Source organism: Cupriavidus sp. SW-Y-13 (genome assembly GCF_009793345.1).
Taxonomy (GTDB): domain Bacteria; phylum Pseudomonadota; class Gammaproteobacteria; order Burkholderiales; family Burkholderiaceae; genus Cupriavidus.
On sequence record NZ_WHLX01000003.1, the window covers coordinates 383,152 to 408,242 of the forward strand.

Annotated in this window: 18 protein-coding genes and 1 pseudogene; 9 read left to right on the forward strand and 10 right to left on the reverse strand. The window is 57.7% G+C overall.

The window, feature by feature from the left end; all coding sequences use genetic code 11:
• Window positions 1–46: 46 nt before the first annotated feature.
• Entirely contained in the window at window positions 47–1,189 is a 1,143-nt protein-coding gene (locus GA566_RS29305; protein WP_370459385.1) for an alpha-hydroxy acid oxidase, read from the reverse strand.
• A 242-nt stretch (window positions 1,190–1,431) separates the two neighbouring features.
• Here GA566_RS29305 and GA566_RS29310 point away from each other — a divergent pair, with 242 nt between their 5' ends.
• Window positions 1,432–2,334, forward strand: coding sequence for a LysR family transcriptional regulator (locus GA566_RS29310; protein WP_160475063.1), 903 nt, complete (start codon window positions 1,432–1,434; stop codon window positions 2,332–2,334).
• A gap of 174 nt (window positions 2,335–2,508) precedes the next feature.
• On the opposite strand, the pseudogene GA566_RS33445 reads toward GA566_RS29310, so the two are convergent.
• Window positions 2,509–3,011, reverse strand: a pseudogene (locus GA566_RS33445) (IS21 family transposase); the annotation flags it as partial.
• Window positions 3,012–3,376: 365 nt separating this feature from the next.
• Window positions 3,377–3,736, reverse strand: a complete 360-nt coding sequence (locus GA566_RS29315) for an isochorismatase (protein ID WP_237380910.1) — start codon at window positions 3,734–3,736, stop codon at window positions 3,377–3,379.
• A gap of 858 nt (window positions 3,737–4,594) precedes the next feature.
• Between GA566_RS29315 and GA566_RS29320 the strand changes: the two genes are divergently transcribed.
• Window positions 4,595–4,879 carry a hypothetical protein gene (locus GA566_RS29320; RefSeq protein WP_160475064.1) on the forward strand — a complete coding sequence of 95 codons (285 nt, stop codon included), beginning with the start codon at window positions 4,595–4,597 and terminating at the stop codon, window positions 4,877–4,879.
• Window positions 4,880–5,187: 308 nt separating this feature from the next.
• On the opposite strand, the gene GA566_RS29325 is transcribed toward GA566_RS29320, so the two are convergent.
• Together GA566_RS29325 and GA566_RS29330 are read right to left on the reverse strand one after the other, a co-directional pair.
• Window positions 5,188–5,556 carry a response regulator gene (locus GA566_RS29325; RefSeq protein WP_160475065.1) on the reverse strand — a complete coding sequence of 123 codons (369 nt, stop codon included), beginning with the start codon at window positions 5,554–5,556 and terminating at the stop codon, window positions 5,188–5,190.
• Between the two features lie 2 nt (window positions 5,557–5,558).
• Complete coding sequence (locus GA566_RS29330) at window positions 5,559–7,022, reverse strand: ATPase domain-containing protein (protein WP_160475066.1); 1,464 nt, start codon at window positions 7,020–7,022, stop codon at window positions 5,559–5,561.
• Between the two features lie 293 nt (window positions 7,023–7,315).
• Here GA566_RS29330 and GA566_RS29335 point away from each other — a divergent pair, with 293 nt between their 5' ends.
• Window positions 7,316–9,553 (forward strand): ATP-binding protein, encoded by a 2,238-nt coding sequence (locus GA566_RS29335; RefSeq protein WP_160475067.1) that lies wholly within the window; start codon window positions 7,316–7,318, stop codon window positions 9,551–9,553.
• Between the two features lie 133 nt (window positions 9,554–9,686).
• Here GA566_RS29335 and GA566_RS29340 read toward each other — a convergent pair whose 3' ends face one another.
• Window positions 9,687–9,908, reverse strand: a complete 222-nt coding sequence (locus GA566_RS29340) for a hypothetical protein (protein ID WP_160475068.1) — start codon at window positions 9,906–9,908, stop codon at window positions 9,687–9,689.
• A gap of 314 nt (window positions 9,909–10,222) precedes the next feature.
• A complete protein-coding gene (locus GA566_RS29345; RefSeq protein WP_160475069.1) occupies window positions 10,223–10,720 on the reverse strand; it encodes a DUF421 domain-containing protein in 498 nt (165 codons plus the stop codon).
• Window positions 10,721–12,716: 1,996 nt separating this feature from the next.
• Here GA566_RS29345 and GA566_RS29350 point away from each other — a divergent pair.
• The 4 genes from GA566_RS29350 to GA566_RS33055 all read left to right on the forward strand — a co-directional run bounded on the left by GA566_RS29350 (window position 12,717) and on the right by GA566_RS33055 (window position 18,920).
• The gene (locus GA566_RS29350; RefSeq protein WP_160475070.1) at window positions 12,717–14,078 is read left to right on the forward strand and encodes a beta-propeller fold lactonase family protein; all 1,362 of its coding nucleotides are present in this window, start codon (window positions 12,717–12,719) and stop codon (window positions 14,076–14,078) included.
• 1,095 nt (window positions 14,079–15,173) lie between these two features.
• Entirely contained in the window at window positions 15,174–16,406 is a 1,233-nt protein-coding gene (locus GA566_RS29355; protein WP_160475071.1) for an AI-2E family transporter, read from the forward strand.
• Between the two features lie 594 nt (window positions 16,407–17,000).
• A complete protein-coding gene (gene nhaA, locus GA566_RS29360; RefSeq protein WP_160475072.1) occupies window positions 17,001–18,371 on the forward strand; it encodes a Na+/H+ antiporter NhaA in 1,371 nt (456 codons plus the stop codon).
• A 285-nt stretch (window positions 18,372–18,656) separates the two neighbouring features.
• Window positions 18,657–18,920, forward strand: a complete 264-nt coding sequence (locus tag GA566_RS33055; RefSeq protein ID WP_202126997.1) for a hypothetical protein — start codon at window positions 18,657–18,659, stop codon at window positions 18,918–18,920.
• Window positions 18,921–19,415: 495 nt separating this feature from the next.
• Here GA566_RS33055 and GA566_RS29365 read toward each other — a convergent pair whose 3' ends face one another.
• Both GA566_RS29365 and GA566_RS33775 read right to left on the reverse strand, forming a co-directional pair.
• Window positions 19,416–20,531, reverse strand: a complete 1,116-nt coding sequence (locus GA566_RS29365) for a sensor histidine kinase (RefSeq protein WP_160475073.1) — start codon at window positions 20,529–20,531, stop codon at window positions 19,416–19,418.
• Window positions 20,532–20,676: 145 nt separating this feature from the next.
• Window positions 20,677–20,934, reverse strand: coding sequence for a DUF1488 family protein (locus GA566_RS33775; RefSeq protein ID WP_160475074.1), 258 nt, complete (start codon window positions 20,932–20,934; stop codon window positions 20,677–20,679).
• Between the two features lie 496 nt (window positions 20,935–21,430).
• On the opposite strand from GA566_RS33775, the gene GA566_RS29375 reads away from it, so the two are divergent.
• Both GA566_RS29375 and GA566_RS29380 read left to right on the forward strand, forming a co-directional pair.
• The gene (locus GA566_RS29375) at window positions 21,431–22,150 is read left to right on the forward strand and encodes a Crp/Fnr family transcriptional regulator (protein WP_160475075.1); all 720 of its coding nucleotides are present in this window, start codon (window positions 21,431–21,433) and stop codon (window positions 22,148–22,150) included.
• 1,331 nt (window positions 22,151–23,481) lie between these two features.
• Window positions 23,482–23,781, forward strand: a complete 300-nt coding sequence (locus tag GA566_RS29380) for a hypothetical protein (RefSeq protein ID WP_160475076.1) — start codon at window positions 23,482–23,484, stop codon at window positions 23,779–23,781.
• A 73-nt stretch (window positions 23,782–23,854) separates the two neighbouring features.
• Here the strand turns inward: GA566_RS29380 and GA566_RS29385 are convergent, their stop codons facing one another.
• Window positions 23,855–24,898 (reverse strand): helix-turn-helix domain-containing protein, encoded by a 1,044-nt coding sequence (locus GA566_RS29385; RefSeq protein ID WP_160475077.1) that lies wholly within the window; start codon window positions 24,896–24,898, stop codon window positions 23,855–23,857.
• Window positions 24,899–25,091 lie beyond the last annotated feature (193 nt).

Genomic DNA, 25,091 nt, shown 5'->3' on the forward strand with positions numbered 1-25,091 from the left:
TGTATCGACCGTGAAGGTTCTGTTGGGATGCGGTGAAGGTTGGTACTCAATGCGGAGGCGGTCGGTAGATGCACTGCGCATCCACATCCGTTGCGTGAGTGATACCCAGCATGGCCAGGTCTCTAGAAATTTCGGCTTGCATCAAGTTGATGCCGTGTGCGACCCCTTGGCGGGAACCCACGGCCGCTGCGTAAGCGAATGGCCGGCCAATGAATACGCAGCGGGCACCCAAGGCAAGTGCCTTGATGACGTCAGTGCCTCGGCGCACGCCGCTGTCGAGCATCACGGGCAACTGCGGAACGGCCTCAACGACCTCGGGCAAAGCGCGCATCGCGGCGACAACTCCGTCCAACTGACGGCCACCGTGGTTTGAGACGACGATACCGTCGGCGCCATGCTGTTGCGCCAAGCGCGCGTCTTCTGCGGTCAGGATGCCCTTGATTACTAGCTGCCCGTTCCAGCGGCGACGGATGTTAGCGAGGTGTTCCCAAGTGAAATGGGCACGATCCGAGAAATCGCGCTCCACATTTCGCGAGACGATGGGGGTGCCGCGGTGCGCGTAGGCGTTCTCGAAGTGCGGGATACCGTGGCGAACCAGGGTGCGAGTGAAGGTGCCGAGCAGCCAACGCGGATGCGTGATGCCCTGCCAGGCAAGGGCGGCGCTCGGGCGCAGCGGCGTGGAAAACCCGGCACGGATGTTGTTCTCGCGATTTCCCGCGACAGGTGTGTCGACGGTGATGACGAGTGTCTCGACCTTGGCTGCTTCGACGCGTGCCAGCAGCCCTTCGATTTGGCTCATGTCTCCGGGAAGGTAGGCTTGGAACCAGGTACCGGGGGCCGCTTCCATGACTTCTTCTAGGCAAATCAACGACGAGCCGCTCATGATGGCCGGTACGGACGCCTGGCTGGCAGCCTGTGCCATGACGACATCACCGCGGTACGCGAACAGGGCGGAAATCCCCATCGGTGCCAGGCCGAATGGCGCAGCATACTGGCGGCCGAACAGGCTGATGCTAAGGTCGCGCGACGATACGCCGACCAGCACGCGGGGCCGGAGTGCCAGGTCTTCGAAAGCCTGTCGGTTCTGCGTCAGGGTGATGTTGTCCTCGACTGCGCCGCTCACGTAGGCGTAGAGCGGCTTGGGCAGGCGTTTGCGCGCCAGCGGCTCGAAGTCCTTCAGCGACAGCACATGCCGCTTGAGCCATACCGCGCGCCTCACATCCATTGCAGACAACGGCTCTTTCCCTGTCTTCCTATCTTCGGAGGGGAGAGCAGCAGTCTGGGTAGCGTGGTGGAGAGGAGCGGTTGACATGACGCTAGTGGGCTCAGGGTGAAGTCAATCTAGCAACGACGACTTGCCAACAAAAGCGAAAAATAACGAATGTATAATTTCGCTTTTAGGAAAGTATCGGATGAAGCGACGGAGCGCACATGACTCTCAAGCAACTTGAAGCCTTCTACTGGGCGGCGACGTGCGTCAACTTCACGGTGGCGGCAGAACGTGTTCACCTGTCGGTGTCGTCGCTCTCCAAACGAATTGCCGAATTGGAGGCGTCGCTGGGCGTTGCGCTGTTCGACCGCAGTGGGCGAAGCGCCGAGCTGACGGCTCAGGGCGAACAGATGCTGCCGCAGATTCACGCGATGCTGCATGCCGCTGCGGAACTGCAGCAGTCGGCGGGGCAACGTCATGGTTTGAGTGGGCGGTGCCGTATTGGCCTGGGGGAACTGAGCGGGCTGACCTGGCTGCCGAAGCTGGTTCGCGAGGTGTCGTCACGCCATCCGGGTTTGCTGTTGGAGCCTCACGTCGACATCGGGCAGGTTCTAGAGCAGCGCTTGCATGATGGTGAGCTGGACATTGGAGTCCTGGCCGGACCGTCGACGCGCAGCAGCCTGGGGGCAGAGCGGATAGGTCAGGTGGATTTTGCTTGGGTAGCGAGCCAGTCCTTCCTAGAGCTGGCGGGAACGGACGACCCGCGGGTGTTGATGAGCGAGCAGACGTTGTTGACACTGCCGGTCGGTGCGGGCGGAACGCGGGTGCTCGACCAATGGCTGGCGCACCGAGGCCAGATGGTGGGCCGGCGCCTGATGTGCAACAGTTGGGGAGCCGTCGTAGGCATGGTCGTTGAGGGGCTGGGCTTCGGCTTTGCCCCCAGGCTATGGGCTGAGGCGCTCGTTGAACGCGGTGCACTGCGCATCCTCCCCGATAGCGATGCGTTGGAGCCGCTCCACTACGCCGTGCAATGGCGCCGCGATGACACACGGCCGTTGATTCTGGCGATGCGAGAGGTTATCCGCGGAGTCATCGACTTCCAGGCACCGCGCTGCTTCGTCTAGAGAATGCAACTTGGCGACGCGATTGCGGGCGCTCCAACTGCTGAGCCCAGTCTGCTTCAATAACCGCTTCGACAACCACAACGCCTTCGGCTTCCATCTCATATAGCTTCGATAGCGCCAGGGACGGGGAAGCCAGTCCCTTCCTGCATGCCACCTAGGTCGAACCGAAGCCTCCCTCAGCGTGTCGTAGCGACCAACATTGGCCTCGGGTTCGACTTGTAGTGCCAGCGTCTGCGGCGCGGTAATCGGTGAAATGGGCTCGCCCTGCAGCAGACCGCTTAGGATATTGAGGACCGTCTGCTTGTGAAGGGGGCCGGGCCGGTCTCAAGCGCAAGTTCAACGGCCGTCAGCTGCCTGCTCATCGTGCAGCAGAACCAGCGCCAACACCTCCACCATCTCGCGATCGCCACCGGTTCGCTTTAGCAAGATGCGCTGCAGACGCTTGAATCCTTCAGGAAGCTAGAGCGAATGGCGCTCCATAGTGTAGTCCCCGGGCTTGCGCTGCAGAACAACCAAATAGTGACGGCAGTCATAGATCGTGCTGCCATGGCCGTGGCTTCGCCTGATGCAGCGTACGTGCTCGGCGATGACTTGCCCTTCGGCAACGAACACCAGGCGAGGCATAAACACCAGCTGATCGGCCGATTTGCATATGAGGCCGGCACGCTGTAGGGGTTGCCGTGGCGCGCGAGGTGGGCGCGATCTGCACCAACTCGCCTAGGTACGCCCGGCGGTTGCACGGTTGGTGGACCGTCTCCTTGGCCAGGTCGTGCGTCACTGAAGAGTGGTGCGCAGATTAAATGCATTTAACCGCCAAGCCGTAAGCTAAACCGCAAATCGCGCCACATCCCGTACGAGGGCATGCCGAATTCGTTGCGGTCGAAATGCCAGAGGAAGAGTGGCGAACAATGTGAAGGACGGGTCGGGTAGCGGTAGCCACAGCGAAAAATCGCGATCTGCGTCGCGCTGTGCGGGAACTGGAGACTGAAAGCGCGGGCGTGTTCATGCAGAGCTGCTCCCTCCGAATTCCAAAAGTTCTTCCCTAGCCAAGGACTATTTCTTTTGTCGTCGATGATTGCACGCGATTGAAGCGAGCCTGCGTCGCTTGGGCTTTCGGCTGGGCCGACCGCTGCTGACGAAATCGCGCGACGGCATTGTCCCCGGCATTGCGTGCGGCTTGTTTTGCGTTGGCTTCTGAAACGTGAGTGGCGTGGCGCATCGACACGTTTGCCACGACGCATTCAACGCCTTCTCGGTACTCTGAGATCATGTAGGTTGCGAACCATATGCCAGGCTCTTGTTCGATCGGGTAGACGGTAACGGTGAACGGTGTTGTGTTGTGCTTCATATTGTTGGGTTGGGTGACGGCCCGGAATGCAGGACGAATGCCTCGACTTGGCATGAATGCCTGCGACCTTGGGGGAGGGCGTCGTAGTTAAGAGTCAGTGCTGGCGCCGCGAAATTAGCGCGTTCGAGCACTGCAATGTGGACCGTGCTTGCGCGTGTAAGACGCTTAGTACGCGATACACGTGGAGCGGACTTACCGCAGGTCGGAAGGTGGTGAGCGTGTCGCTCAAGAGGAGGGTGTACACACGACGAGCCGACGTTTGTATTCTGGCGTCTTTGCGGCCCGCGTTTGTGCGGTCGAGAGTGTCGACGCGCACCAAGAGTGGAGGAGTATATCAGCTACATGCATCGGCAGTTGCTGCAAAGCGCGAACAACCTGCACGACGGGCGCAGCAAGCGAGTCCAGTATGACCATACTTCGCATTACGGGGTCCATCAAGTGCCCTATGCCAATGGCCCGAGCAACATGTCAATGGCGAGCCGTCCGCGCTGCAAGCCAGCATGTTCAGCAGCATCATGCGAATGATAGGGCGCGGTGTGGTGAAGCGGGCCCCAAACGCACACGCCGCCCCGCGCGTCATCGATGCAGACGTCATACCCCCAGTGGGACCGAAGTGTCACCAAAAAGCTGCTCTCGCGATGCACTCGCACCCGCATTACCAAGCCGCGATAGGTCAGCAAGAGCGTGTCTCTGAGGTCCTTCATTGACGCCTCGGTTATTCGGTCATTGCGTCGGCAGCCCGGCATCGCGGCGGTTTGCGAAGCAGTTCCATGCTGACCCCATCTGCGCTTGGCGGATGTCAGTGTTTAGCCTACAGGCGCGCACGCGCACGCGCAAACTCGAAAGGAAAATATAAGTCTGCATGAGCGGTCAATAGGCGTACAGTGGGTAGCTCACCCACTGGAGCGCGGCATGGACAACTATCCGTCAGCAAATAGTAAGGGCTTCGACCTTTATCCCTTGGTCTACAAATATGAGCCGCCGCGCGAATGGCATGAGCGCCGTCCAGACCGAACCTACAGCGCATCTATTGTTATCTGTCGTGAGGGCATAGCACCGTCGGCCGAAAGTGGACGCGTTTTTTTGGTTCCAGGTGTGCAGTGGACAGATCTAGGGATGGCCAAGCGAGCCGCAGTTCAGCACGGTACAGACATCATCGACGGGCTTGTCAGAGGGGAGTCAACCGCTGGCCTTTGAGTCATGAGCGCCCACGTGGCCTTTGCTGCACGGACACTGGCGGCCTGAATGTGAGTGGATTTAGCTTTCCACCCGGTCTGAGCAGAAGAAATCCTGCATAGATGGTCGAGCGAAGCCACTTGGAGCATCCGAAAACCACCTTGTGCAGATTGAGTACTCGTGCGATTGCCCGTGAATTGTGTCGCCTCCTGGAGATCATACGCGAGGTCAAAGCTGATCGCGACTGTCGGCGGACGCGGAAGGTCCTTCCACAACCTCAGGATGGGGTGTACGGTGTACGGCAGTCAGACAATTTAAGCCTGTTAGGCTTACTTTCTTTTGCTGTCAATGAGCCGATGTACTGCGGCGATGACTTCCGGCGGCATGCAAGGCTTTTCGAAGACTGCATCAAACAGCTCGGGATGTTCACGCCCTAGATTCGCTTGAGCGGCCGTGAGCAGGATCAGCGGGAGGCTGGCAGTCTCGATGTTGGCGCGCAAAACCCGCGCGAGTTCAAATCCGGTCATCACCGGCATCATGAAGTCAGTGATGACGACATCTGGCTTGACTTCATAAATGACGCGAAGCCCTGCGGCCCCATCTGCAGCGATATGGGCCTCCAGCCCCTCGGCCGCGAGCACGAATGCCAATGCATCGGCATTCATAGTCTCGTCGTCGATGACGACTACGGTTGCCATGGTCAGGACTCGATTGTCGGTGTGCGCCCGGTTGAGGCAGAAAAAGCATCCGGTTCGTCCGAACGACCCAGTACCAAGCGATTTGCCACGCGGAGTCCACCGGGGCCAATGACAACATCGTGGAACGCCGCATCGAACGCGCTGTCGCGCATCTTGACCACGCCGATGAACCGGCGCAGCTCCCCTGAAACACCTGCCTGACGGAGCAGCACCAGGTTGTCCATGAGGCTGCTGTATTCTGGCAGGGGGTCGGTCCCCGATAGTCCGTTCAAATCGCGCACCTCGAGGGTGGCCACCGTGGACACGCCGAGCGCACGCAGTTCGTTGGCAAGGGCCGTGTAGAACTCTATGAGGCGGGCAGAGTAGACGGCCGACCGGTGAAAACCGGTCATGCCGTCGATGAACAGCCGCTGGATGCGGTGCTCGCGGACGGCGGCAAGCAATTGATGGCCGAGAAGATCCAGCAGGTTCTCCGTCATCGGATTCCAGAGAATGACAAGTGCACCTGATCGCTCGAGTCCTTCCACGTCTATGCCCAGTGCGCGCCCCTTGGCTCGCAGGCGTTGCGGGGATTCGTAGAAACCAAAATACAGCGCAGGCGCATCAGGGGTTGCGAGGCTCAGGAAATTAAGGCCAAAGGTTGTCTTGCCGCTGCCCGCCGGACCCATGAGCATTGTGACCGAGGCCGGCGGCAGTCCGCCGCCGAGCAACTGTCCCAATCCCTGCACGCCGGTATCCACACGGGCCTGCTCGAGCCACTCTTCCGCCGACGGCGTGCCGAGCAGAGCTTCCAGTCGCGGGTAGACGTCCATGCCGCAGTTGGAAATTCTGTACTGGTGCAGGCCCCCCAGTGCCGCACTGCCGCGCGACTTGGAAATGCGCATCTGGCGCACCGTACGGATGCCAGCGAGCTCTTCCTTGAGCTGGATAACGCCATCGACCATGGTGTGCTCGGGGCTGACGTCATCAGTGCGCGCGCTGGTGAGAAACAACACTGTGCAGCCAGTGAACGCGGCATGACTTTGCAGTTCTGCGACGAATGTCTTGACGTCCAGCGCAGACTCCGCCTTGTCCTTTGCAATGAGCAATCCGTCTAGTACAAGGGTCGTACAACGGTTGCGTGCGAGCTCGTTGCGCAGTGCCGTTACAAGGGCGGATAATCCTTGGTCCTGCAGCACCTTGAACAGGCTGATATAGAAGACGTCACGGCCGACGGCATCAGCCTCGTAGAAGTCGAACGTCGCAAGCGCCTGGAAAAGCCTCTCATGTGACTCAGCAAGAAGCGTGACATAGAGAATGCGCCCGCCGCGGCTTGCTTGATAGAAAGCGATCTGATTGGCGAGAATCGTCTTTCCGGCGCCAGGACTGCCCTGGACGATATAGGCAGCACCTTGAACTAGTCCGCCGCATAGGATTGTGTCAAGTCCCGGTACACCGCTTTGCACTCGGACGAGCTGTTGGGTCATGTGTGAATTCGTCAGGTCGGGGAAGGGCACTGTTCCGACGTAATTGGTGCGCGGCATCCCGTAGCCGCTGCGCTAGATCACACGAATTGTAGTTGAACTGAGAGTTACTGGCCTCTTTAACCTGCGGCGAGCTTTGGCCGACATGTTGCAGAGAAGGTCTGGGATTCGTCCGGCCGTCCTCCTCTGGACGCTTCACGCCGCGGCCGAGTGGCGTATTAAATACACTGTCCAATGTTGGCATTTACGTATCTTCTTGTGATAATTCTTGTCTCGGTTCGGCGCCCTGATCACCCATGCCCCCAACAACGCGAGGTCATTTCCCTCTTTGCCTCTCCGACGGCGCGGCCAAGGCAAGCGACGAGGAAAGCACGGCTATCATCGAGCAATATCGACGCATCCTTAACAGTGCGGTCGAAACGGCGATTATTACCGTGGACGCGCACGGAGCGGTGACCGGGTGGAGTGCGGGCGCCCAGCGACTTCTCGGATGGGCCGAGCACGAAATGCTCGGTAAATCGCTGAGTCTAATTTTTCCTGATGGGGAGAACGGCTCCCGGCAGTGGGCGCACGAACTCAGCATTGCAGCGGCTACCGGTACAGGTGGCGCTGAAGGTTGGCGTCGGCGTAAGGACGGGAAACTTATCTGGGCTGTGGGCGAGACCAAGCCCATGTCAGAAAATGACCCAAGCCGGGGATTCGTGAAGGTTCTGCGGGATCGCACGGCGCAGCGAGAAACCGAGACCATTCTGCGAGCGCGAACGCGGGCGCTAGAGATTCTCAATCGGGCCAGCACATCACTGGCGCGGGAAACGGATCTTGAAAAAGTCGTGCAACTCGTGACAGATGCCGGTGTGGCATTGACGGGAGCAGAATTTGGGGCGTTTTTTTACAACGTCACGGACGCTGCCGGGCAGAGTTATATGCTGTACAGCATATCTGGAGCCCCGCCGGAACGATTCTCCAAGTTCCCCATGCCGCGGAACACCGCGGTGTTCTCTCCTACCTTCAACGGAGAGGGCATTGTCCGCTCGGATGACATTACTCTGGACCCCCGCTATGGAAAAAACACGCCGAATGCCGGCATGCCGGCGGGCCATCTTCCGGTGCGAAGCTATCTGGCCGTGCCGGTCATTTCACGAGACGGCAGTGTTATTGGCGGACTGTTCTTCGGGCATTCGACGCCGGGCGTATTCACAGACGACTCGGAACGCAACCTGACTGGGTTGGCCGGCGAAGCGGCGGTGGCCATCGACAACGTTAGGCTGTTTGAGGCAATGCAGCGCGAAATCGCTGAACGCAGTAATGTCGAGGCTGCGTTGCGCGACTTGAACACGGATCTTGAAGAGCAGGTCCGCCGGCGGACGGAGGAACTCGTCAAGAACGCCGAAACACTACGGCAATCGCAAAAAATGGAGGCCTTGGGGCAACTGACAGGCGGCATTGCCCATGATTTCAACAATCTGCTCCAGGTCATTGTCGGCAATCTAGACATACTGACACTTGGATTGCCAGACAACTTACCGCGCTTGCGCCGCTCCACTGACCTCGCGAAGTCTGGCGCCATGCGTGCTGCGACGTTAACGCAACGATTACTGGCGTTTGCGCGCAAGCAACCTCTTGCGCCGCGCCCGCTCGATGCCAACGCCGTCATCCATGGCATGGCGGAGCTGTTGAGGCGAGCGCTTGGTGAGACGATCAAACTGGAATCCGTCGGCGCGGGCGAACTTTGGGCAACCGAGGCAGATCTGAGCGAGCTCGAGAATGTGCTCCTCAATTTGGCGGTAAATGCGCGTGATGCGATGCCAGACGGTGGCAAGCTGACCATCGAGACATCGAATGGGTACCTGGACGAAGCGTATGCAGCTCGCCATGGCGAGGTCAGTCCCGGCCAATATGTGCTCATCAGTGTTACCGATACGGGCGTCGGAATGGATGAGAAGGTCTTGGCACGCGTTTTCGAACCGTTCTTTACCACCAAGGAGGAAGGCAAGGGATCGGGACTAGGCCTGAGCCAGGTCTACGGATTTGTTAAGCAATCCGGAGGCCATGTGAAGCTCTATTCAGAGCGTGGCAGGGGTACTACTGTCAAGCTCTACTTGCCGCGGTTCTACGGCGACCTCCATGATCCCGTACTCCATAATTTCTCCAGCGCTCCGGTCGCTGCAGGAGAGACAGTGCTTGTGGTCGAAGACGATAGAGACGTGCGTGCTTTCGCCGTGACCGCGTTGCAGGAACTGGGCTACCACGTCATCGAATCTGTGGATGGGCCGTCCGCGATCGAAGTGCTGAAGCGAACCGGTGTCGACCTGCTGCTTTCGGATGTCGGACTCCCCGGGGGACTGACCGGGCTGGACGTAGTCACGCGCGCCAAAGAGATCCAGCCTGGTTTGAAAGCGTTGCTTACCACCGGATATGCCCGAAACGCGCTGATCCACAACGATCGTTTGGACCCCAGTATTCCTGTCATCACCAAGCCGTTCAGCCTCGACGAGTTGGCGAAAAAGGTGAGGGATGTCTTGGACCTCGCATAGTTTTACGTATCGGTTCGACAACTCGCGGATGGCCGAACGCGAGCTAAGACCTCCTGAGGAAACGCGTCATGCATTGCGGCAATGCGCTCTTTCACGCCTTGCCTTGCACGAATTGCTGGCGGCGACCGCGCATCTACTTGCTGCGGCGTTTGACCGAACGCTTGCGCGCAGTCTTAGGTGGCGTCAGCGCCGCGATCCACGCATCCGTTGCAGCATGTGTCATCGCGGCAGCGGCCTTGGCTGTCCGGCGCCTGCTCTCCGCGATAGTGCGTCCACGCGCCGCGCCGGCCGCCGCATTTGCACCGCTGAGCCACATGCTCAGCATCGGATTTTTTTTGAGCCAGGGATTTTTCATTTGCATTCCTTGTGGCGACGAGCAGCGGCTCTTGCCGAAATGCCGCAGGAACCATGCCAGCGGCTGATGTAGGTGGTCTACTGTCACCCGGGCGAACGCGCGTAAGGGCTGCAGCGCCGCAGATATTGCGGCGGCACCCTGCTGCGTCCCCTTGGCGCCCCAGCGGGCCGGGAGGTGCGCTAGCGCAGAAGATTCAAGCCGTCTCGCAGTTGACGGCCGAATGCGGATTTAATCGGCTATTTCTACGCCGACAACCCCCAATAGGGAGAGCAACCCATTAGCGCTCCCCATCCAACTCTTGACGACTGGCTTGGCTACCTTCCCTGTTCGCGAATTACGCTGATCTTTCCGTCCGGTTCCAGGTACATCTCCTTGACCTCTTTGTAAGACTGCACGCCATTTTCGCGAAGCTGCGAAGCGAGCTCGTCATCGGTAATCGCATGGCGCTCCAGATTGTCTGGGATTTTTCTTCCGTGATGGATCAGGAGAACTCGTCGAGGATTTACAAAACGCCGAATGATTTCGAATCGCCACGCGCCAAGATCCAGAAGACGGTTCCATGCAATCAGCGTGGCGACTAGGAGCGCCGCGTCCGTGATGCTGTTTCCTTTGCCTGCCATTCCGTTTTGGGCTGCATCCGCCACGATCACGACGATTAAGAGATCAGCAATTCCCAGCGATCCGATGTCGCGGCGCGCGACGAACCGGAACATCAGAAACAGGAACCAGTACATCAGCGTGCCACGTATCACAATCTCTACTGGAGAGATGCTGAAGGTAAGCAGAGATTTCCAATCTACGGAGAGGTCCATAAGGTTCCCAGCGCAAGGGTCGAACCTGAGTGAATGGTAGGAACGTTTCAACAGGGCGCCGGGCGGTGATCGTCCTATCTCGCTGTCAGCTACGTCTTACTTTTTAGCTCATCCCAGCGCCTGAGCGGCTGGCAGCCGGCCGCCAAAGGGTACTGAATAAGCGTTTGGATAGGGGCACCGGCGACAGTAGGTGACGTGGCGTCTTCCCACCGTGTAGAAAGGGGTAATGGGAAACAGAGTTCCCATTCAATCACTACTGCTGCGATAAGATTGCGTATCGCAATAGCATCACGTGCAGCACGGATTTGCGAGTACCTGACTGGCACGAACCGGCTGTCCAACAAAAACGCGATTTTTGGGCAGTCCGATGTAGGAGCAAAGGCAAAAGACTTAGGAAATTAGGGCAACGCCGCGCTGCGGTGTCAACGCTTCGGCGATCCCGTCAGCCAGCTAGGGGGCGGTGTTCTACCGATGGGTGGTATCCGCGGGACGTCGCGATCGCGCGCTGCTCGCGGCTGCGGCCACAATCGTCTCATCGACGAGTTCGTTGCGACATCCAAACGGCGGCGCCGGCGCTTGTGCGCTCGTGGGGCCTTGGCTCGGAATCGTGGTACTGCTGTCCGCCGCGATGATGGTGTTAGTTGCTGATTTGTCGGTCGAGCCTATCAACAGGGTCTACATCGGACCTCCTGGTGTTCTGTCCGAAACCAAGTCCATTATCTTGACCATCGACGATGTCAAGGGGATGCCAATCGGTCGCAATCCTCGCGACCCGCGGCACGTTGCCGCCCGCTATGGCGTCGCGTACATCCGCCAACAAGCCAGGAGGGAAATCGCCATCCATTGCTCGCGCCAACGCCGACATGCCGATGCTGTAGCTGCCTCCACAGGTCTGGCAAAGGTAGAGGTAGCCGTCAGCGCGGGGAGTCAATTCCTTTCGCTGCGCGGGCATGCCGCAAAAGGGGCAGGGCGTTCCGTCTATATGTCCTTCGCTCATCGATTTTTAACAGAGTATTTCGTTATGCGATGGGCGTCTCGACAACTTCAAACAGTCGATAGCCACACACCTGTTTCGCGTTGCACGGCAAATTTATACAACTCCACGGTCGTTAGGAGAACAAGGCAGCCGGCTCCGTACTGTGGCGACCAATAGGGATACCGTGAAACGGATGGTTGCGCAAGCTGGGGAAGGAGCCAATTTCCTTATCTCTACCCGTCGGGATTTACGGTGCTCCGTAGAACTTTACAGGACCGTTTCCTGGGCCCGCATGCAGCCCCCCGCAGGCGGCCCCGGTCGCGCTGTGGTCCAGGATCTCAATCCTGCGTGCCGCGCCGATGGTTTTCTCAAGTTTGTGGATAAACGTACCGAAATAAGCGGAGTACTTCCCAACAGTTCGTTGCCATGGCGGTTTCGGTGCCCCTCTTTGTAGCCGTTTGTGTGGCTATCTTTCTCTTAGCGCGCGGCGTCGCACGGTGGTTACGTCGTCGCAGACGTGTTACGGACCAGCTTCGTTACTTAGACGGCGTCGTGGCCGCGCGTCTTAGGGGTTGCGGCGCTGATGCTATCGAGCCGTAACTAGGGCTGGCCTGCCCACAGCAACCAGCACCTTCTGCCGCTCTACCCGACGCGGCAGCACTTTTCGCGGGCGTTTGGCTATGCTTGGATGGCCGTGACTGGGCAGCCGGTCGCCCCGGGCGCTGGTTCGTTGCACCGCAATCCATCGCTGGCCGACGGTTGTCAGGGGCGATTTGCCACGCGTTGTATACAAACATGCTGCTCCGCTGCACACTAAAGAAGCGGCATGCAGATGACGTAGCGCCCCGCGGTGGTGCGCAAAAATCGACGTTTGCCAAAATAAAGTCGTTTGCGGCATGATCACGGCGCGAACCGATCACCTATCAACATAATGACCGGTTTGACCAGCCTGCTGCGCTGCATTTCCAAGGCGTCGGCCAAAAAATTACAGACGGGACGGGTATGAGGACATACAAGATATTGGCCGCGATCGTGGCGGTCGCCACGCTGTCCTCCTGCGGCGGAGACAGCAACGGCAGTAGCGGGATGGCAGACATGGCGCTGCCGCAGACGCCGCCGGTCACAGCGCCTGTGGTGGCCCCGGACCCTGCTGCTCCTGTTTCACGGACGATCTCGGTTACGGTGGCCGGCTTGCTGGGCACCGGCCTTGTCCTGCAAAACAATGGAGCCGACAATCTCACCTTCGACGCGGATGGACAGGCGGCATTCGCCAGGCCTGTCGCTCAGGGCGGTGCGTACGCCGTTACCGTCGTAACGCAACCCACCTTGCCGGCGCAGATCTGTACGGTCGGCGCGGGAGCCGGGACCGCGGGATCCGCAACGATCGCGGTCACCGTGACCTGCGCGGCGCGCACGCGTCTTGCGATTGTAACGTCGCTGTTCAGCTCGGCTATCCTCGCCGGCGATCCGTCTACCGGCGCATTCACTTCGACGGGCTATAGCGTGCCAGTAGGAGGAATTCTCCCTGCCACACTGTCGCGTACCGGTGATTTTCTATATCTAACGGATATCTCGGCCAATGCCGTACGTGGCTACTCCCTGGATCCCGTGAGCGGAGCACCCACGCCGCTGCCCGCGTCGCCATTCTCGACCGGAGGTATCGCGCCGCAGGCCTCAGCCATGTCTCCGAACGGGAAATTCCTTTACGTGGCAAACAGAGACTCAAACACTCTTGCCATCTTCGCGGTGAACGAATCCACGGGCGACCTGATGTCGGCGGGACAGGTGCCGACGGGTGGCAATCCAATATCTGTCGCTGTCACGCCGAACGGGAAAACTCTCTACGTCTGTAACTACACCGCCAACACCATCTCGGTCTACAACATCGATGCCAACAATGGCATGCTGGCAGCAGGCATTGCGATTCCGACGCCGTCGCCGAGGTATACGGCGATCGACCCGGCCGGCAAGTTTCTGTATGTCACACGCGGAAACGACAATGTGGTCTACGGCTTCACGATCGACGCCGCGACAGGCGCTCTGACTCCCATGAGCTCGCCATTTCCAGCGGGAAATGGTACGACGAACCTTGTTGTCGAGCCTGCAGGAAAATATCTGTACGTGAGCAACGAGACTGACGGTACCGCTTCATCCTTCACCATCGACGCCACATCGGGTGCGCTGAGCGAGGTCTTGCCACGCGCCCCCACTGGCGGCCTTCCTGAAGGCATTGCCGTGAGTCCCACTGGCCAGTACCTGTATGTGGCCAGCCAGACCGCCCGCGCGGTCCAGCAATTCGCCATCGACGCCACGAACGGGAGCTTGTCGCAACGATCCGGTACGTCAATGAGTGCGCCGCCGATAGCGATTGTCATCAGGTAGCAAGGTTCGGTATAACGACTTCCAACTCGGCCGAGGTTTTGCTCTCACAGGGTAGCCATGACCTTCATCGCGTGTCCTAATTTTCCGGACACTGTCCGAAAAAGAGGAGCGTCCAACGGCGCGTAGGACGGCCCGGAAGTGACTTGCCAGCGACCGCGAACAACACCGCTGGCGACGAAAATATATTGTCGGTCGACGGCCCGTCAAATCCAGCGTTTGGCTTCCCCCTTTTTTCCGGGATTGCCGAGGCGCTCACAGTGTTTCCGGTGGAAGTTCCGGGCAATCTCGCCCCCCTGCCAGGGTGTCATACGGATGACACCGCTCGCGTCAAATGGCACCTTGCCAACTCGTCGTCCGCGCGATTTGTCGGGCCACTTTAACCATGACGTTCTTCCCGGCCTGTCAGGGTTTTTTTAGTGCGGTGATACGATGTGCTGGGTCTAATCCCGCTTTGCATCTGCGATCAGCATTTCGCTATTTCGCAGCGGCGTTCGGCCAGCTTTGGTGCCCCGCGAATGCGGTGGCACCGAGCTCTTGCTACGGTACGCGCATGGCGGGGGTCGCGAGCGCCTCGACGATGCCGAACCCCTGCCCACAGACTGCGAGAGATCGGCTTTCGTCAAAAAAGCTGTTGTGGACCAGATCGCGCACTGCGCCATCGCCATGCCGGCCACTCCGCACTTCTACCCTAAATGGTTCTACCGCCCTAATGTGCCGAGTCAAATCCGTGCTTCGGATCTAGCCAGAGGAATTCCGACTCCACAGGCGAGGCTCGCTTAGGGTGCCGGCGCCAAAACGTGCCTCTTAACACGGTGTGGAAAACTGGGTGCAATTCCGCCTTCCGCCGTTCTCTGATTCGTACCGGTAACGAACTCCCCATTTGTAGAAATTGGGCTCGCAGTGGAGCTTCCGCGAAGACGATGTCTCGGGGGCGAACAGTTCAATCCGCTAGTCTCGGCGGTCTTTTACGCCAGCGCGCGCTGTTATCGCTGAAGGACATTCTGCTGGAGAGGGATGGAACCCTGCAAGAACAGCGTGAACGCTCTATAAGGTATAGAGCTTGCGTTGCGTTCAGATGAATCGGGGGCAAAGTCCATGAGTCAATCTCGCCGCATGCATCAGCGGTCGTTCCTCATCCTGCTGGCCGGGGTTACGATCGCCTTCTTCTGGATTTTGCTCCCTTTCTACGGGGCGGTCTTCTGGGGGGCGGTGCTTGCGATCCTCTTCGCACCCGTGCAACGACGGCTCGTTACGCTGTTGCATGGGCGGAGAACCATAGCGGCGCTGCTAACGCTGCTCCTCGTACTCTTGTTGGTCATTCTCCCGCTCACTCTCGTCACCATATCGCTATTAAACGAAGGCTCGGAACTTTACGAGAAGATTCGCGAAGGGGAGCTCGACTTCGGCGTCTACTTCCAACAAGCTTTCGACGCACTGCCGCCATATTTGAGATCAACATTGCAGCGTTTTGACATCGGCGGTATATCCGATGTCCAAGACAAGCTCAGTACCGGCGTATTACACAGTACTCAGTTTGTTGCCACGCGTGCCTTGAGTATCGGCCAGAATGCGGTTCATCTCGTTATTGGGTTCGGGATCATGCTATACCTCTTGTTCTTCCTGCTGCGTGATGGCCCGACGCTCTCAAAAAGGCTGCGGCTTGTCGCACCGCTCAGTGCACCGCATCAGCAACATCTGATACGCAAGTTCACGACTGTCGTTCGAGCAACCGTTAAGGGCAATCTAGCAGTTGCGCTTGCACAGGGCATCCTGGGCGGAGCGATATTCGGTATTCTTGGGATTCAGGGTGCTCTCTTGTGGGGGGCGCTGATGGCTCTCCTTTCGCTGTTGCCCGCTATTGGAGCCGCTTTGATTTGGGCGCCGGTTTCGATCTATTTCTTGCTTACAGGCGAACTCCTTAGCGGCTCTATCCTGCTGGGATTTGGGGTTTTAGTTATTGGCCTGGTCGACAATATTCTGCGGCCGATTCTGGTCGGTAAGGATACCCAAATGCCGGATTACGTCATCTTGATTGCCACGCTGGGTGGTATGGCTCTGTTTGGACTGAATGGTTTCGTCATCGGGCCGCTAGTTGCGGCTTTGTTTATTGCAGCATGGGACTTGACAATCACCGCCGCTAGTCCGGCGAATGGATTGTCGGAGGACGATCGCGGTGGCACCTATTCCGCCTTACTGGCCGAATTGAAGCCATCCGAAGTAGGTGGCGTGTATGCGGGAGCCTCGTTGCACGGCTCATTCCTTCAGCGGGTGGAGCTATACCAGCCTCGCTATCTTCGCACGCGCTCCGACCGATCATTCAGAACCTAGCTTCCCTTCGCGAAACGTCCAACTATCCTCCCCGCAGGGTACCGTATAGCGTTCTTCACCTTACAAATACTGCAGTTATGAAGGTACCGAATCCGAAGCTGAGCGCACCTAGAATGCAAAAAAAGTATCGGCCGCGATATTCGAAGACAGGTGGACACGATGCTCGAGGAGCTCAAGAGCGAGCAGATTATCGTAGTCCTGAGAGTTCCCCGTATCTGTTCTCCAAGAGCGGTGTAGGCGGCAGGCTTTTGTTCGGCTTCGTGCATACTGCATGAAACGAAGCTAAAGGTCGAAGGGCTTAGGATGGTCTTGTCGTGTCGGTATGGTGCCGTTCGAGGGTATCAGCTCAGCAGCGTCAACCTGCTGACATGCCATGCGTGGTTTTATTCCAGACGGCGAACTCGCCCGCCAGCGTACAGACTTTTTTCCGCGTCTGTACCAGTGTCGTGTCTCTGGGTGCAATGATAGCGCAGTCCGCAGCGCCAATCGTAAATCGCTCGGCGTCTCACAACGACTGACCGGTAGGTCTCGGTGATCGTGTAAATGCGCAAACGTGCGTTTCTGCAAGGCTCTGTCGACAAAGGGACCGAAACAATGAAAGAAGATCTCGCTCAACTGCCACGCGAACTTGCTGATCAGTTTACGGCGCCGTTTCTTCGGTTTGTGCGTATCGAAGCAATGGCCGGGACAGTTTTACTGGTTTGCGTTCTGCTCGCACTATCGCTTGCTAATTCGAGTTGGTCCGCTTCGTATTCTGCGCTCTGGGAGATCAGAGTCGGGTTGTCGGTGGGAGATATCGAATTCTCACGTTCAGTTCAGCATTGGATTAACGATGGGTTGATGACACTATTCTTCTTTGTCGTTGCGCTTGAGCTTAAACGCGAAATGGTACTCGGTGAACTTCGAGATCCACGACTTACCACATTGCCGCTAGCCGGAGCGGTCGGCGGTATGCTGTTTCCCGTTGGACTGTTTCTTCTCCTGGTTGGGAGAGAGCCCAGCTCAGCCGGCTGGGGTACCGTCATGTCGACCGATACAGCTTTTGTCATCGGCTGCTTAGCGTTACTTGGTCGACGTGTTCCGGAAAGCATGAGGCTTTTCCTGTTAGCACTCGCAATCTTCGACGATATCGCGGCGATCCTCATCGTAGCCGTTAGTTACGGGGATGCCTTGGAATGGATACCGTTGGCCCTAGGAGGAGCGGGTGTTGGTGTCGTGGCGGTGATAGGCTGGCTTGGTGTCCGAAGTATTCTTATCTATTTCCTGATTGGCATTGCAATTTGGCTTGCGTTTGATGCCTCGGGAATTCACCCAACCTTAACAGGCGTGATACTGGGAATGATGACCCCCGCGCGTAGCTGGGTGAGCGACGACCGCCTGCATGCCATTCTTGACCGAGTCGTTGCGTATCCACCTAGCGGGCACCGCGAAGGGAATAAGGACGGACAATGGGCTCTTCGGCGTGCTGGTGTGGCCACGCGAGAGGCGTTTTCTCCGATCGAGCGTCTTGAACTTGCGCTTCACCCTTGGATTGCTTTCGCAATTATGCCGGTCTTTGCGTTGGCAAACGCTGGGGTAACGTTCAATGCTGAATATTTTGATACGACTCTAGCGCTGGCGGTTTTTCTCGCCTTCGTCGTGGGAAAACCTGTTGGAATCTTCTTGTTTAGCGTGCTTGCCGTTAAACTTCGGCTGGCTCATCGTCCCGCAGACTTATCGTGGGGTACTTTGGCAGCCGGTGGTGTTTTGGCAGGAATCGGCTTCACCATGGCTTTATTCATTGGCGGACTTGCGTTTAGTCGGGAACTTATTAGCTCAGTGAAGATTGGGATTTTGACCGCTTCTCTAGTTTCGGCTACTGTGGGAGTGCTGGCTCTAATGATGTTGGCCAAGAGAACCGGCGCGCAGCAGAATATCAGTGGTTCCCTCGAGATCGGCCCTCGCCGCCAGACGAACGTAGACTAGAGTCTCCAACTAGGCGGGCGACGCAAGATCGGGAATCGCAGGCGCCTGACGATGAGTACACCCGAGTTGTTGAAAGATATCCACCGGTAGTACAAAAGGCCTTCGGACAGGGGCAAAGGGAAGAAGCCCGTGCGGTGCACGGACAAGTTTGTCCGCTAGCGTACCGACCTTTACTGGGCTTCCGAGGAGCATTGATCCGTCGGGACACCGATGAGGACTCTCTGCCCCCTACCATCCGTCGCTGGGTAAAGTTCACTTTGCGGATCAATCGAAATAGGAGTGAATATGCTCAGGATACTTACCTCCGCGAACCACGACAAATCGGAGGCCGCCGGTGGCAGTGCGAATGCGCTTTGTTTGAATGAGGACCACACCTACCAGGCTGCCGTGGACGCATCATTAGAGATGACGTTTCCGGCGAGCGATCCGATCGCTCTGTCCGCTGCGATGTACACCATCCGGGTCGCGACGCCACGTGACGAGACGGATTGGAAGCTGCCCGCTAGTGGACACAGTCAGCATGGTGCGATCGTCATGGTTCGGCATTGACGTGGATTCGCTTGGGATTTCTGTCCCCGCCCCCAGCGGCTGGAGCGTCAATATCAGTGCTTAACCGCTAGGCGCAACCTTCCCCATACTGTAGAAATAGCCGCGCCCATGCAGGTGGGAAGCCGCGATGACATGTTGGATTGCAACCGAGATAGACGGGGGGCGGCAGCTGACGCTACTAATATGGACCCTCGATAGGTGCGAACCTTTAGTCGCCGCTACGCTCCAGGAGTGCGAGCAGCGCTTTGATCGGCTTCGACCTCGCAACTGGTTGGCATAGTCGCGGCAGAATAGGACCACTGCACTTGGGAAGTGCGACCGTAGACCGAAACCCCAGGGGAGAGGGAGGTTCCGGGGTCGTAGCAACGGTATGCGTTGGCCTACGGTAGAATTGTTCGCCACGGCGCGCCTTCAGAGTCAGCCGGTGGGCCTGTCGTTACGAGTGCTACCCGCCCGCTGCATCAGATTTCGCCCTCCTTCAGCTGGAAATCGGCGTCACAGAGGACGCGGCAGTCGAACTTCAAAGGAGGTCTCGGCTTGGTCAGACCTCGCTTTGATCGACCCGTGATGGGCCTTGGCGATTTCGCTTGCAATATACAATCCCAGACCCAGTCCCGCCGAGTGCCTGTTGGTCTGATCGGGACCTCGCCACAGCGGGTCAAAGATCCGTTCAAGCGTCAGCCGATCAATAGCGGGTCCGCTATTACGGACTTCGAGTCGAATCTCTGCGTCATCTCCCGTAACTATGACGCAAACTGATTTGTCTGGCGCGCCATATCGCAACGCATTCAGTACGAGATTCGTGATCACTTGCTGCAGTCGACCACCATCCCACACACCCTTTACGTTGCCCAGAATCTGAAGGTCGATGCCACGGTCCGGATGAGCGGCGCGCAACTGTTCCACTACGTCTGCAACCACATCGGTCAGATCAACTTCGTCAGGAATGACGTTGATACCAAGTCCCAGTCTCGTTCGATTGAAATCGCATAGGTCTTCCAGAAGGGAATTCATGCTAACGCCGCTGCGAATCAATCGTCCCGCAGCTTCCGAAACTTTCTCCCCCGCATTTAATGCCGCCAGATATGATGCGGTCGCTAAAATGGTCTGTAGGGGGCTGCGCATATCGTGACCAAGCATTCCCAATAGTAGATTGCGAGCCTGTTCTACTTGGGCGTCGAACAAACTGACAGATTCCGCGACTGCTTGATCGATAGCTTCGTTGAACCGGATCATGTCGTCCAGGTTCGGGGAATCGGGATAACAGTCGCCTAACCACAAACGCAGTACGCTGGCGCGCAGTGCGCGATATTCTGCGACCATCTGGTTGATATTAAATCCATCGCGTGCCCTCATTAGAGCGTGTGTTTGCGCGGCAGTTTCTGAGGAATCAAGGACTTTCGGATGGCGCCCCATTGATTTTTCAGATTGAGTGTCACTTGTCTGTGCCGTCGATATATCTTTGGCCACCGCTTGGAGGATCTGCGGGGCATGATCGCGCAGGGTCCGGGAACCCAAGTTCCTCGCCGCCGGCAGGAGGCCAGTCGCAAACTCTTCCCATTCTTCCAGAATGCGCCCCGTATTCTGCTGAATGAAGTCGGCCAGTCGCATATTTTCTCCCGCAGAGATTGAGGTGCCAATTCCTTAGGAATCGGGCCTATCCTTGGCCCCACTCGTTGGCAATCCACCGGACTGGCATTGGGGCCAAAGCACAGTGAGGCATGCCCGTGGGTCGCTCCGGCAGGCGAAAAGGGATTTAAAAATCGTCGGAAATGAGGACGATAGGATCCAGTGATTGGTTCATTATCCATTTTAAGTGGGCGGCTTCTCGGATCTGATCTCGATGCTTATCGAAGACATCCCGTAGATTTCCGATATGACCGCCGGCTAGCTCATCAAGTGCCGATCGTGAAATGTACCCACTACTTTTTGCTGCATTTGCCTCGACCGTAAAATACACTCGCTCTCCGTCATCCGACGGTCTTGATGAGTGAATTGTAAAGGATGTTGACATTGCGGGCTCCTATGGTGGCCGCGGAAGTTCCACGTGTCCTGTGTGGATGAATCGAGAATTACAGCTGCGGCTCCATCGCAACCGAACCCGAGAAATATTGTCGTACAAACGCGCTCCTACATCCGTCCGACTCCGTACAAAAAATGGATTTTTCCAGGTTTGCGAACAATAATGTGACGCAGAGAAGGGTCGATAACGATTATCTTTGATGTGATGCCTAGTTATCTCGGTCTGCAAATCACACGCGATGGTAAAGGTAGGAACAAAGATTGCTCAGGTGGTCGGATCGGGCATTCGAAAGGGCCAGATGTACGCATAAAAGCGAAGTTGTCGTAACAAAGTTTTACCTCTTGTGATCTGTGAGTTATATCATTTCGTGAGCACCTTTTCATTTTTCCAGAGGAAATGTATATTAAATGCTAGATCAACTCGTCGATTTGGAGCGGGCGAATGTAATTCGCGCTCAGGTGCCTTTTTACTCTTATTAGGTGAAGCCGTGCCGTCTACAGATACCGCGAAAGCAAATCATCTTTTGTCTGTCCTGCCGGAAGCAGAGTGGTCGAAGATTGCGTCGCATCTGACAAAGGTTGACCTGCCGCTGGGCCACGTTCTTTATGAATCAGGAGATAAACTCGACTACGTTTATTTTCCGACGACTGCAATCGTATCGCTGCTTTATGTTATGGAAAACGGGGCCTCAGCGGAGATCGCAATCGTTGGCAATGAAGGTATTGTCGGCATCGCGATATTCATGGGTGGCGAGACAACACCCAGTCGAGCGATCGTGCAGAGTGCGGGAACGGCTTATAAATTAAGTGCTAGAATTCTAAAAAAAGAATTTGCCAGCGGAGGTCCCATCCAGAGACTGCTCTTGAGATATACTCAGGCGCTAATCACGCAAATGGCGCAGACTGCCGTTTGCAATCGACACCATTCCGTTATACAGCAGTTTTGCCGATGGTTGTTGTTAAGTATTGATAGACTTCCTTCCAATCAACTTAAAATGACGCAGGAATTAATTGCTAATATGCTTGGGGTTCGTCGATCTGGAGTGACGGAAGCTGCTTTGAAACTACAGAGTGCCGGAGTGATTAGGTACAGTCATGGCAATATCGAGGTACTGGATCGTCCCGCACTTGAGAGAAGCGTTTGTGAATGCTATGGCGTGGTAAAACGTGAGTTTGATCGGCTACTGCCCAATCAGCCCGCAGCCTGAAGTAATTCCAACGTGTGATCCATCTCGCTGTCCATTTCTACGCGTAGGAGAATCGTATTAGTGCGCGCGAATTGCTATCGAAGAGGCAGTCTGATGGGAGGGTGAGAGTATTTCTGCGTGATGGAGATGTAATGAACTGAAAAAGAAGCCCCCGGTCGGAGACCGGAGGCGCGACGAAAAGCAATTTTGTCCAGTATAAGTATGCACGCCCCGATAAGATCGTCGGCACCCACATGACTGGCTTTCGATATAAACCTCTACCCGCCCCCCTTTTTTCCAGCTTACGACTCGAACCCTCTCCAATTGACAGGAGATGGACTTCGGCCCCCGTGAGAAGCGGAATTTCGAACCAATTCCTGACGTTAACATAAGTCCACAATCGATTCACGTCGGTACGCTAACGTACCGGATGATGCTAAGCACGCCCTTATTTCAGGCTGCTGCAAGCGCTTGCGATTGGGTGGAGCGGAGCGGTCGACAATCTGTCGCCCGGAGCGGACCCACGGAAGGACTTGATTCAAGTGGCGACAGGTGCATCGACGAGTAAGGATGCTCCATATACTGCTGAATAGCGGAACATAGTTCCTGGGGGGTGGTTGATAACCCTTCGCGAGCGTGCTGTTAAACGCAGCCCGAAAGTCCCCGCGTCTCCCACCTCTCCGGGAGCGCCAACCTTTCCTGAGTCGCCGGCGGATTCTTCGCCAGCGGCGGCATCTGCGACGTACCTGGGACCGGTGTCGTTCGGCCACACCCAGCGCGTCATCAAGCACTGGCCGTCGGCCAGCAAAGTGGCCTTCAGCTTTGCGGACTCGGCGTTCTGCCTGTGGGGGGACAATTCTCAGCAATTTCGCGCTAGTTGGCGGCGGCATGACGGCGACCAGCTCCACGGCAGACAGAGCGGGCCCGCCTCCCGCGGCCCTGACGGCACAACTTGCCGGTATCCGCTTCTCGTTTGCCACCGAAGGGGGGCGATGTAGGGCGGGCTTTCCGGGATCCCCAATTTGCTGCCGGCCCGCTGCAAGCTGGCCGGAAATGTCTATGCCGGATTTACTGAGCAGGCGTTGCCGAGCTTTGTTGTTTTGAATGGTGCCGTTTACCACGTGATCCGGGTTCAGACGTACTTCGATGCAGTCACGGGCGCGCCCCTCGGCCACTTGCCTATGCTATGGCGCAGACGGGTGTGGGCAACTATTCGGGAACCAGCGCTTTGAAGTTCTGCTGGCGTGAGCCCTTCGACGCTGGATCGTGCTTCGGATTCGAGTATTTGACCTTAGCCTGGTGGACCAGACCCGTTGTCCGCGTGCGTTCGACATCTATGCAGGGCGCTATATATGGATACCAACGGCCGGTTGAGCCTGGACGAGAAGCAGTACAGCTTTATAGAAGGCCGCATGTCCACGGGGGCGTGGACGTTCGTGCCGCCCAAGCCGATTACTGTCGGCGGCGCGTGGCAGTGTTCGCGGCCTGGCTGGGCGAGCAGGGCCGGTAGCGCGGCGCCGGATGGCTCCCTCGAGATTGACACGCTGAACATCGCTGGCCTCGCGGTCACCTCCGCAACCGAAGGCGAGATGCTCGGCGTGCTGAAGCTCAATGTCGCGACTGCGACAGGATGCGATCCCGAGCAGGCTTAGCAAGAAGTTGGGCTCGGTCTGAACCCGCGCGGTGTTCGGTCGAACTGAAGGCAAAGACACGCTGATCTGGTTGTCAGTTGTGACGGTCGAGTTGATCGCGCGCTCGGTTGCTTTCGGACTGCCGGGCAAATGCCGGCGCCAGTTGCTCTAAGGGGGCACCCAGTGTGGTCGATGGCAGTTCGCCGAACTGTTGGAAGTAGTCCTGAGCAAAGCGGGACAAGTGGAAGAAGCCCCAATGCATGGCGACCGCGGCTACCGTGGCGGTGGTGCCGCGTGCTGCCTGCAAGGTGCGGCGCGCGCCGTTTATCCGCCGGATCCTCAGGTAGGCCAGCGGTGACATCCCATAGATCTGCTGGAAGGCTCGCTGCAGCGTGGCACGGCTGACATGCAGCGCCTCGCATAGCATCATCACAGTCCACGGCTCGTTAGGGTTGCTGGCGATTAGCGCCCGGGCGCCCTCGGCAATGCGGTGGGCTCCGATGGTTTGGACCTGCGTGGTACCCGAAGGCGCCTTGATCAAGATATCGAGCGCGCGCTCGAGCACGACGCTATCGAGATAGTCGGGATCTATCGTCGCCTGTTGTCCAGATGCCATCCAATCGCCCAGGGCCATCACCGTATCGGCCATCGCGTTGAGTCCCGCTGCATCAAGGCCATCCAGGAAGATCGGTCGCTTGCCATTGGAGGGGATGTCGTAGCCCAGCGCATCAGCGGCCTGCAGCAGGCGGGATTGCTCGAAGCCGAAATACAGGATCTCGCTGGGCGGCAGCTGGACTTCGTAATCCCTGCTGCCTGGCATATAGCCGATGCTCTGGCCGGATAGCGTGTGCATCCCGCACCGCCCCCGGCCGGATACCTTTCGTATGAGGCTGATGGTGCAGAAGTTGGCTGGAAAAGCCTGCTGCTTCAGCACCGTGCGGTTCTGCAACTCGGTGGCGACGTGCATGTGCGCCGTCCGCAGCATCCTCACTCGACCGGAGAAGGCGCCGCCGTCCAGCTGGTCGTAGTCAATCGGCATGAATTGCCGCTGTATGCGCGCGGCCTCGTTGGCATCGGACGTGGTCAGGTCCAGCCAGTCAATGGCGGGGCGGGCGAGGGCGCGTCGGGTTTCAGCCATGGGCCAATGGGCGTATGAACAATTTCGGATAAGGTTTGGCGTTATTGTCCCCGCACATTGCCGGGTTGGAACATCCTCCCACAGGCAGTTGCGCCGCCGCAACGCTATCGTCGGCCCTTCAAACAGCCACCCCCTCAAAAAACATCGGGGGCGGCTTGCTTGCACTGGCCAACAGCCTTCCTAACGCCTTCCG

What these genes read in the sequence shown, in the direction of transcription:
- GA566_RS29310 (WP_160475063.1), top strand. Translation starts at nt 1,432, where the DNA reads ATGACTCTCAAGCAACTTGAAGCCTTCTACTGGGCGGCGACGTGCGTC.
- GA566_RS29315 (WP_237380910.1), bottom strand. Translation starts at nt 3,736, where the DNA reads ATGCCAAGTCGAGGCATTCGTCCTGCATTCCGGGCCGTCACCCAACCC.
- GA566_RS29320 (WP_160475064.1), top strand. Translation starts at nt 4,595, where the DNA reads ATGGACAACTATCCGTCAGCAAATAGTAAGGGCTTCGACCTTTATCCC.
- GA566_RS29325 (WP_160475065.1), bottom strand. Translation starts at nt 5,556, where the DNA reads ATGGCAACCGTAGTCGTCATCGACGACGAGACTATGAATGCCGATGCA.
- GA566_RS29330 (WP_160475066.1), bottom strand. Translation starts at nt 7,022, where the DNA reads ATGACCCAACAGCTCGTCCGAGTGCAAAGCGGTGTACCGGGACTTGAC.
- GA566_RS29335 (WP_160475067.1), top strand. Translation starts at nt 7,316, where the DNA reads ATGCCCCCAACAACGCGAGGTCATTTCCCTCTTTGCCTCTCCGACGGC.
- GA566_RS29340 (WP_160475068.1), bottom strand. Translation starts at nt 9,908, where the DNA reads ATGAAAAATCCCTGGCTCAAAAAAAATCCGATGCTGAGCATGTGGCTC.
- GA566_RS29345 (WP_160475069.1), bottom strand. Translation starts at nt 10,720, where the DNA reads ATGGACCTCTCCGTAGATTGGAAATCTCTGCTTACCTTCAGCATCTCT.
- GA566_RS29355 (WP_160475071.1), top strand. Translation starts at nt 15,174, where the DNA reads ATGAGTCAATCTCGCCGCATGCATCAGCGGTCGTTCCTCATCCTGCTG.
- nhaA (WP_160475072.1), top strand. Translation starts at nt 17,001, where the DNA reads ATGAAAGAAGATCTCGCTCAACTGCCACGCGAACTTGCTGATCAGTTT.
- GA566_RS33055 (WP_202126997.1), top strand. Translation starts at nt 18,657, where the DNA reads ATGCTCAGGATACTTACCTCCGCGAACCACGACAAATCGGAGGCCGCC.
- GA566_RS29365 (WP_160475073.1), bottom strand. Translation starts at nt 20,531, where the DNA reads ATGCGACTGGCCGACTTCATTCAGCAGAATACGGGGCGCATTCTGGAA.
- GA566_RS33775 (WP_160475074.1), bottom strand. Translation starts at nt 20,934, where the DNA reads ATGTCAACATCCTTTACAATTCACTCATCAAGACCGTCGGATGACGGA.
- GA566_RS29380 (WP_160475076.1), top strand. Translation starts at nt 23,482, where the DNA reads ATGGATACCAACGGCCGGTTGAGCCTGGACGAGAAGCAGTACAGCTTT.
- GA566_RS29385 (WP_160475077.1), bottom strand. Translation starts at nt 24,898, where the DNA reads ATGGCTGAAACCCGACGCGCCCTCGCCCGCCCCGCCATTGACTGGCTG.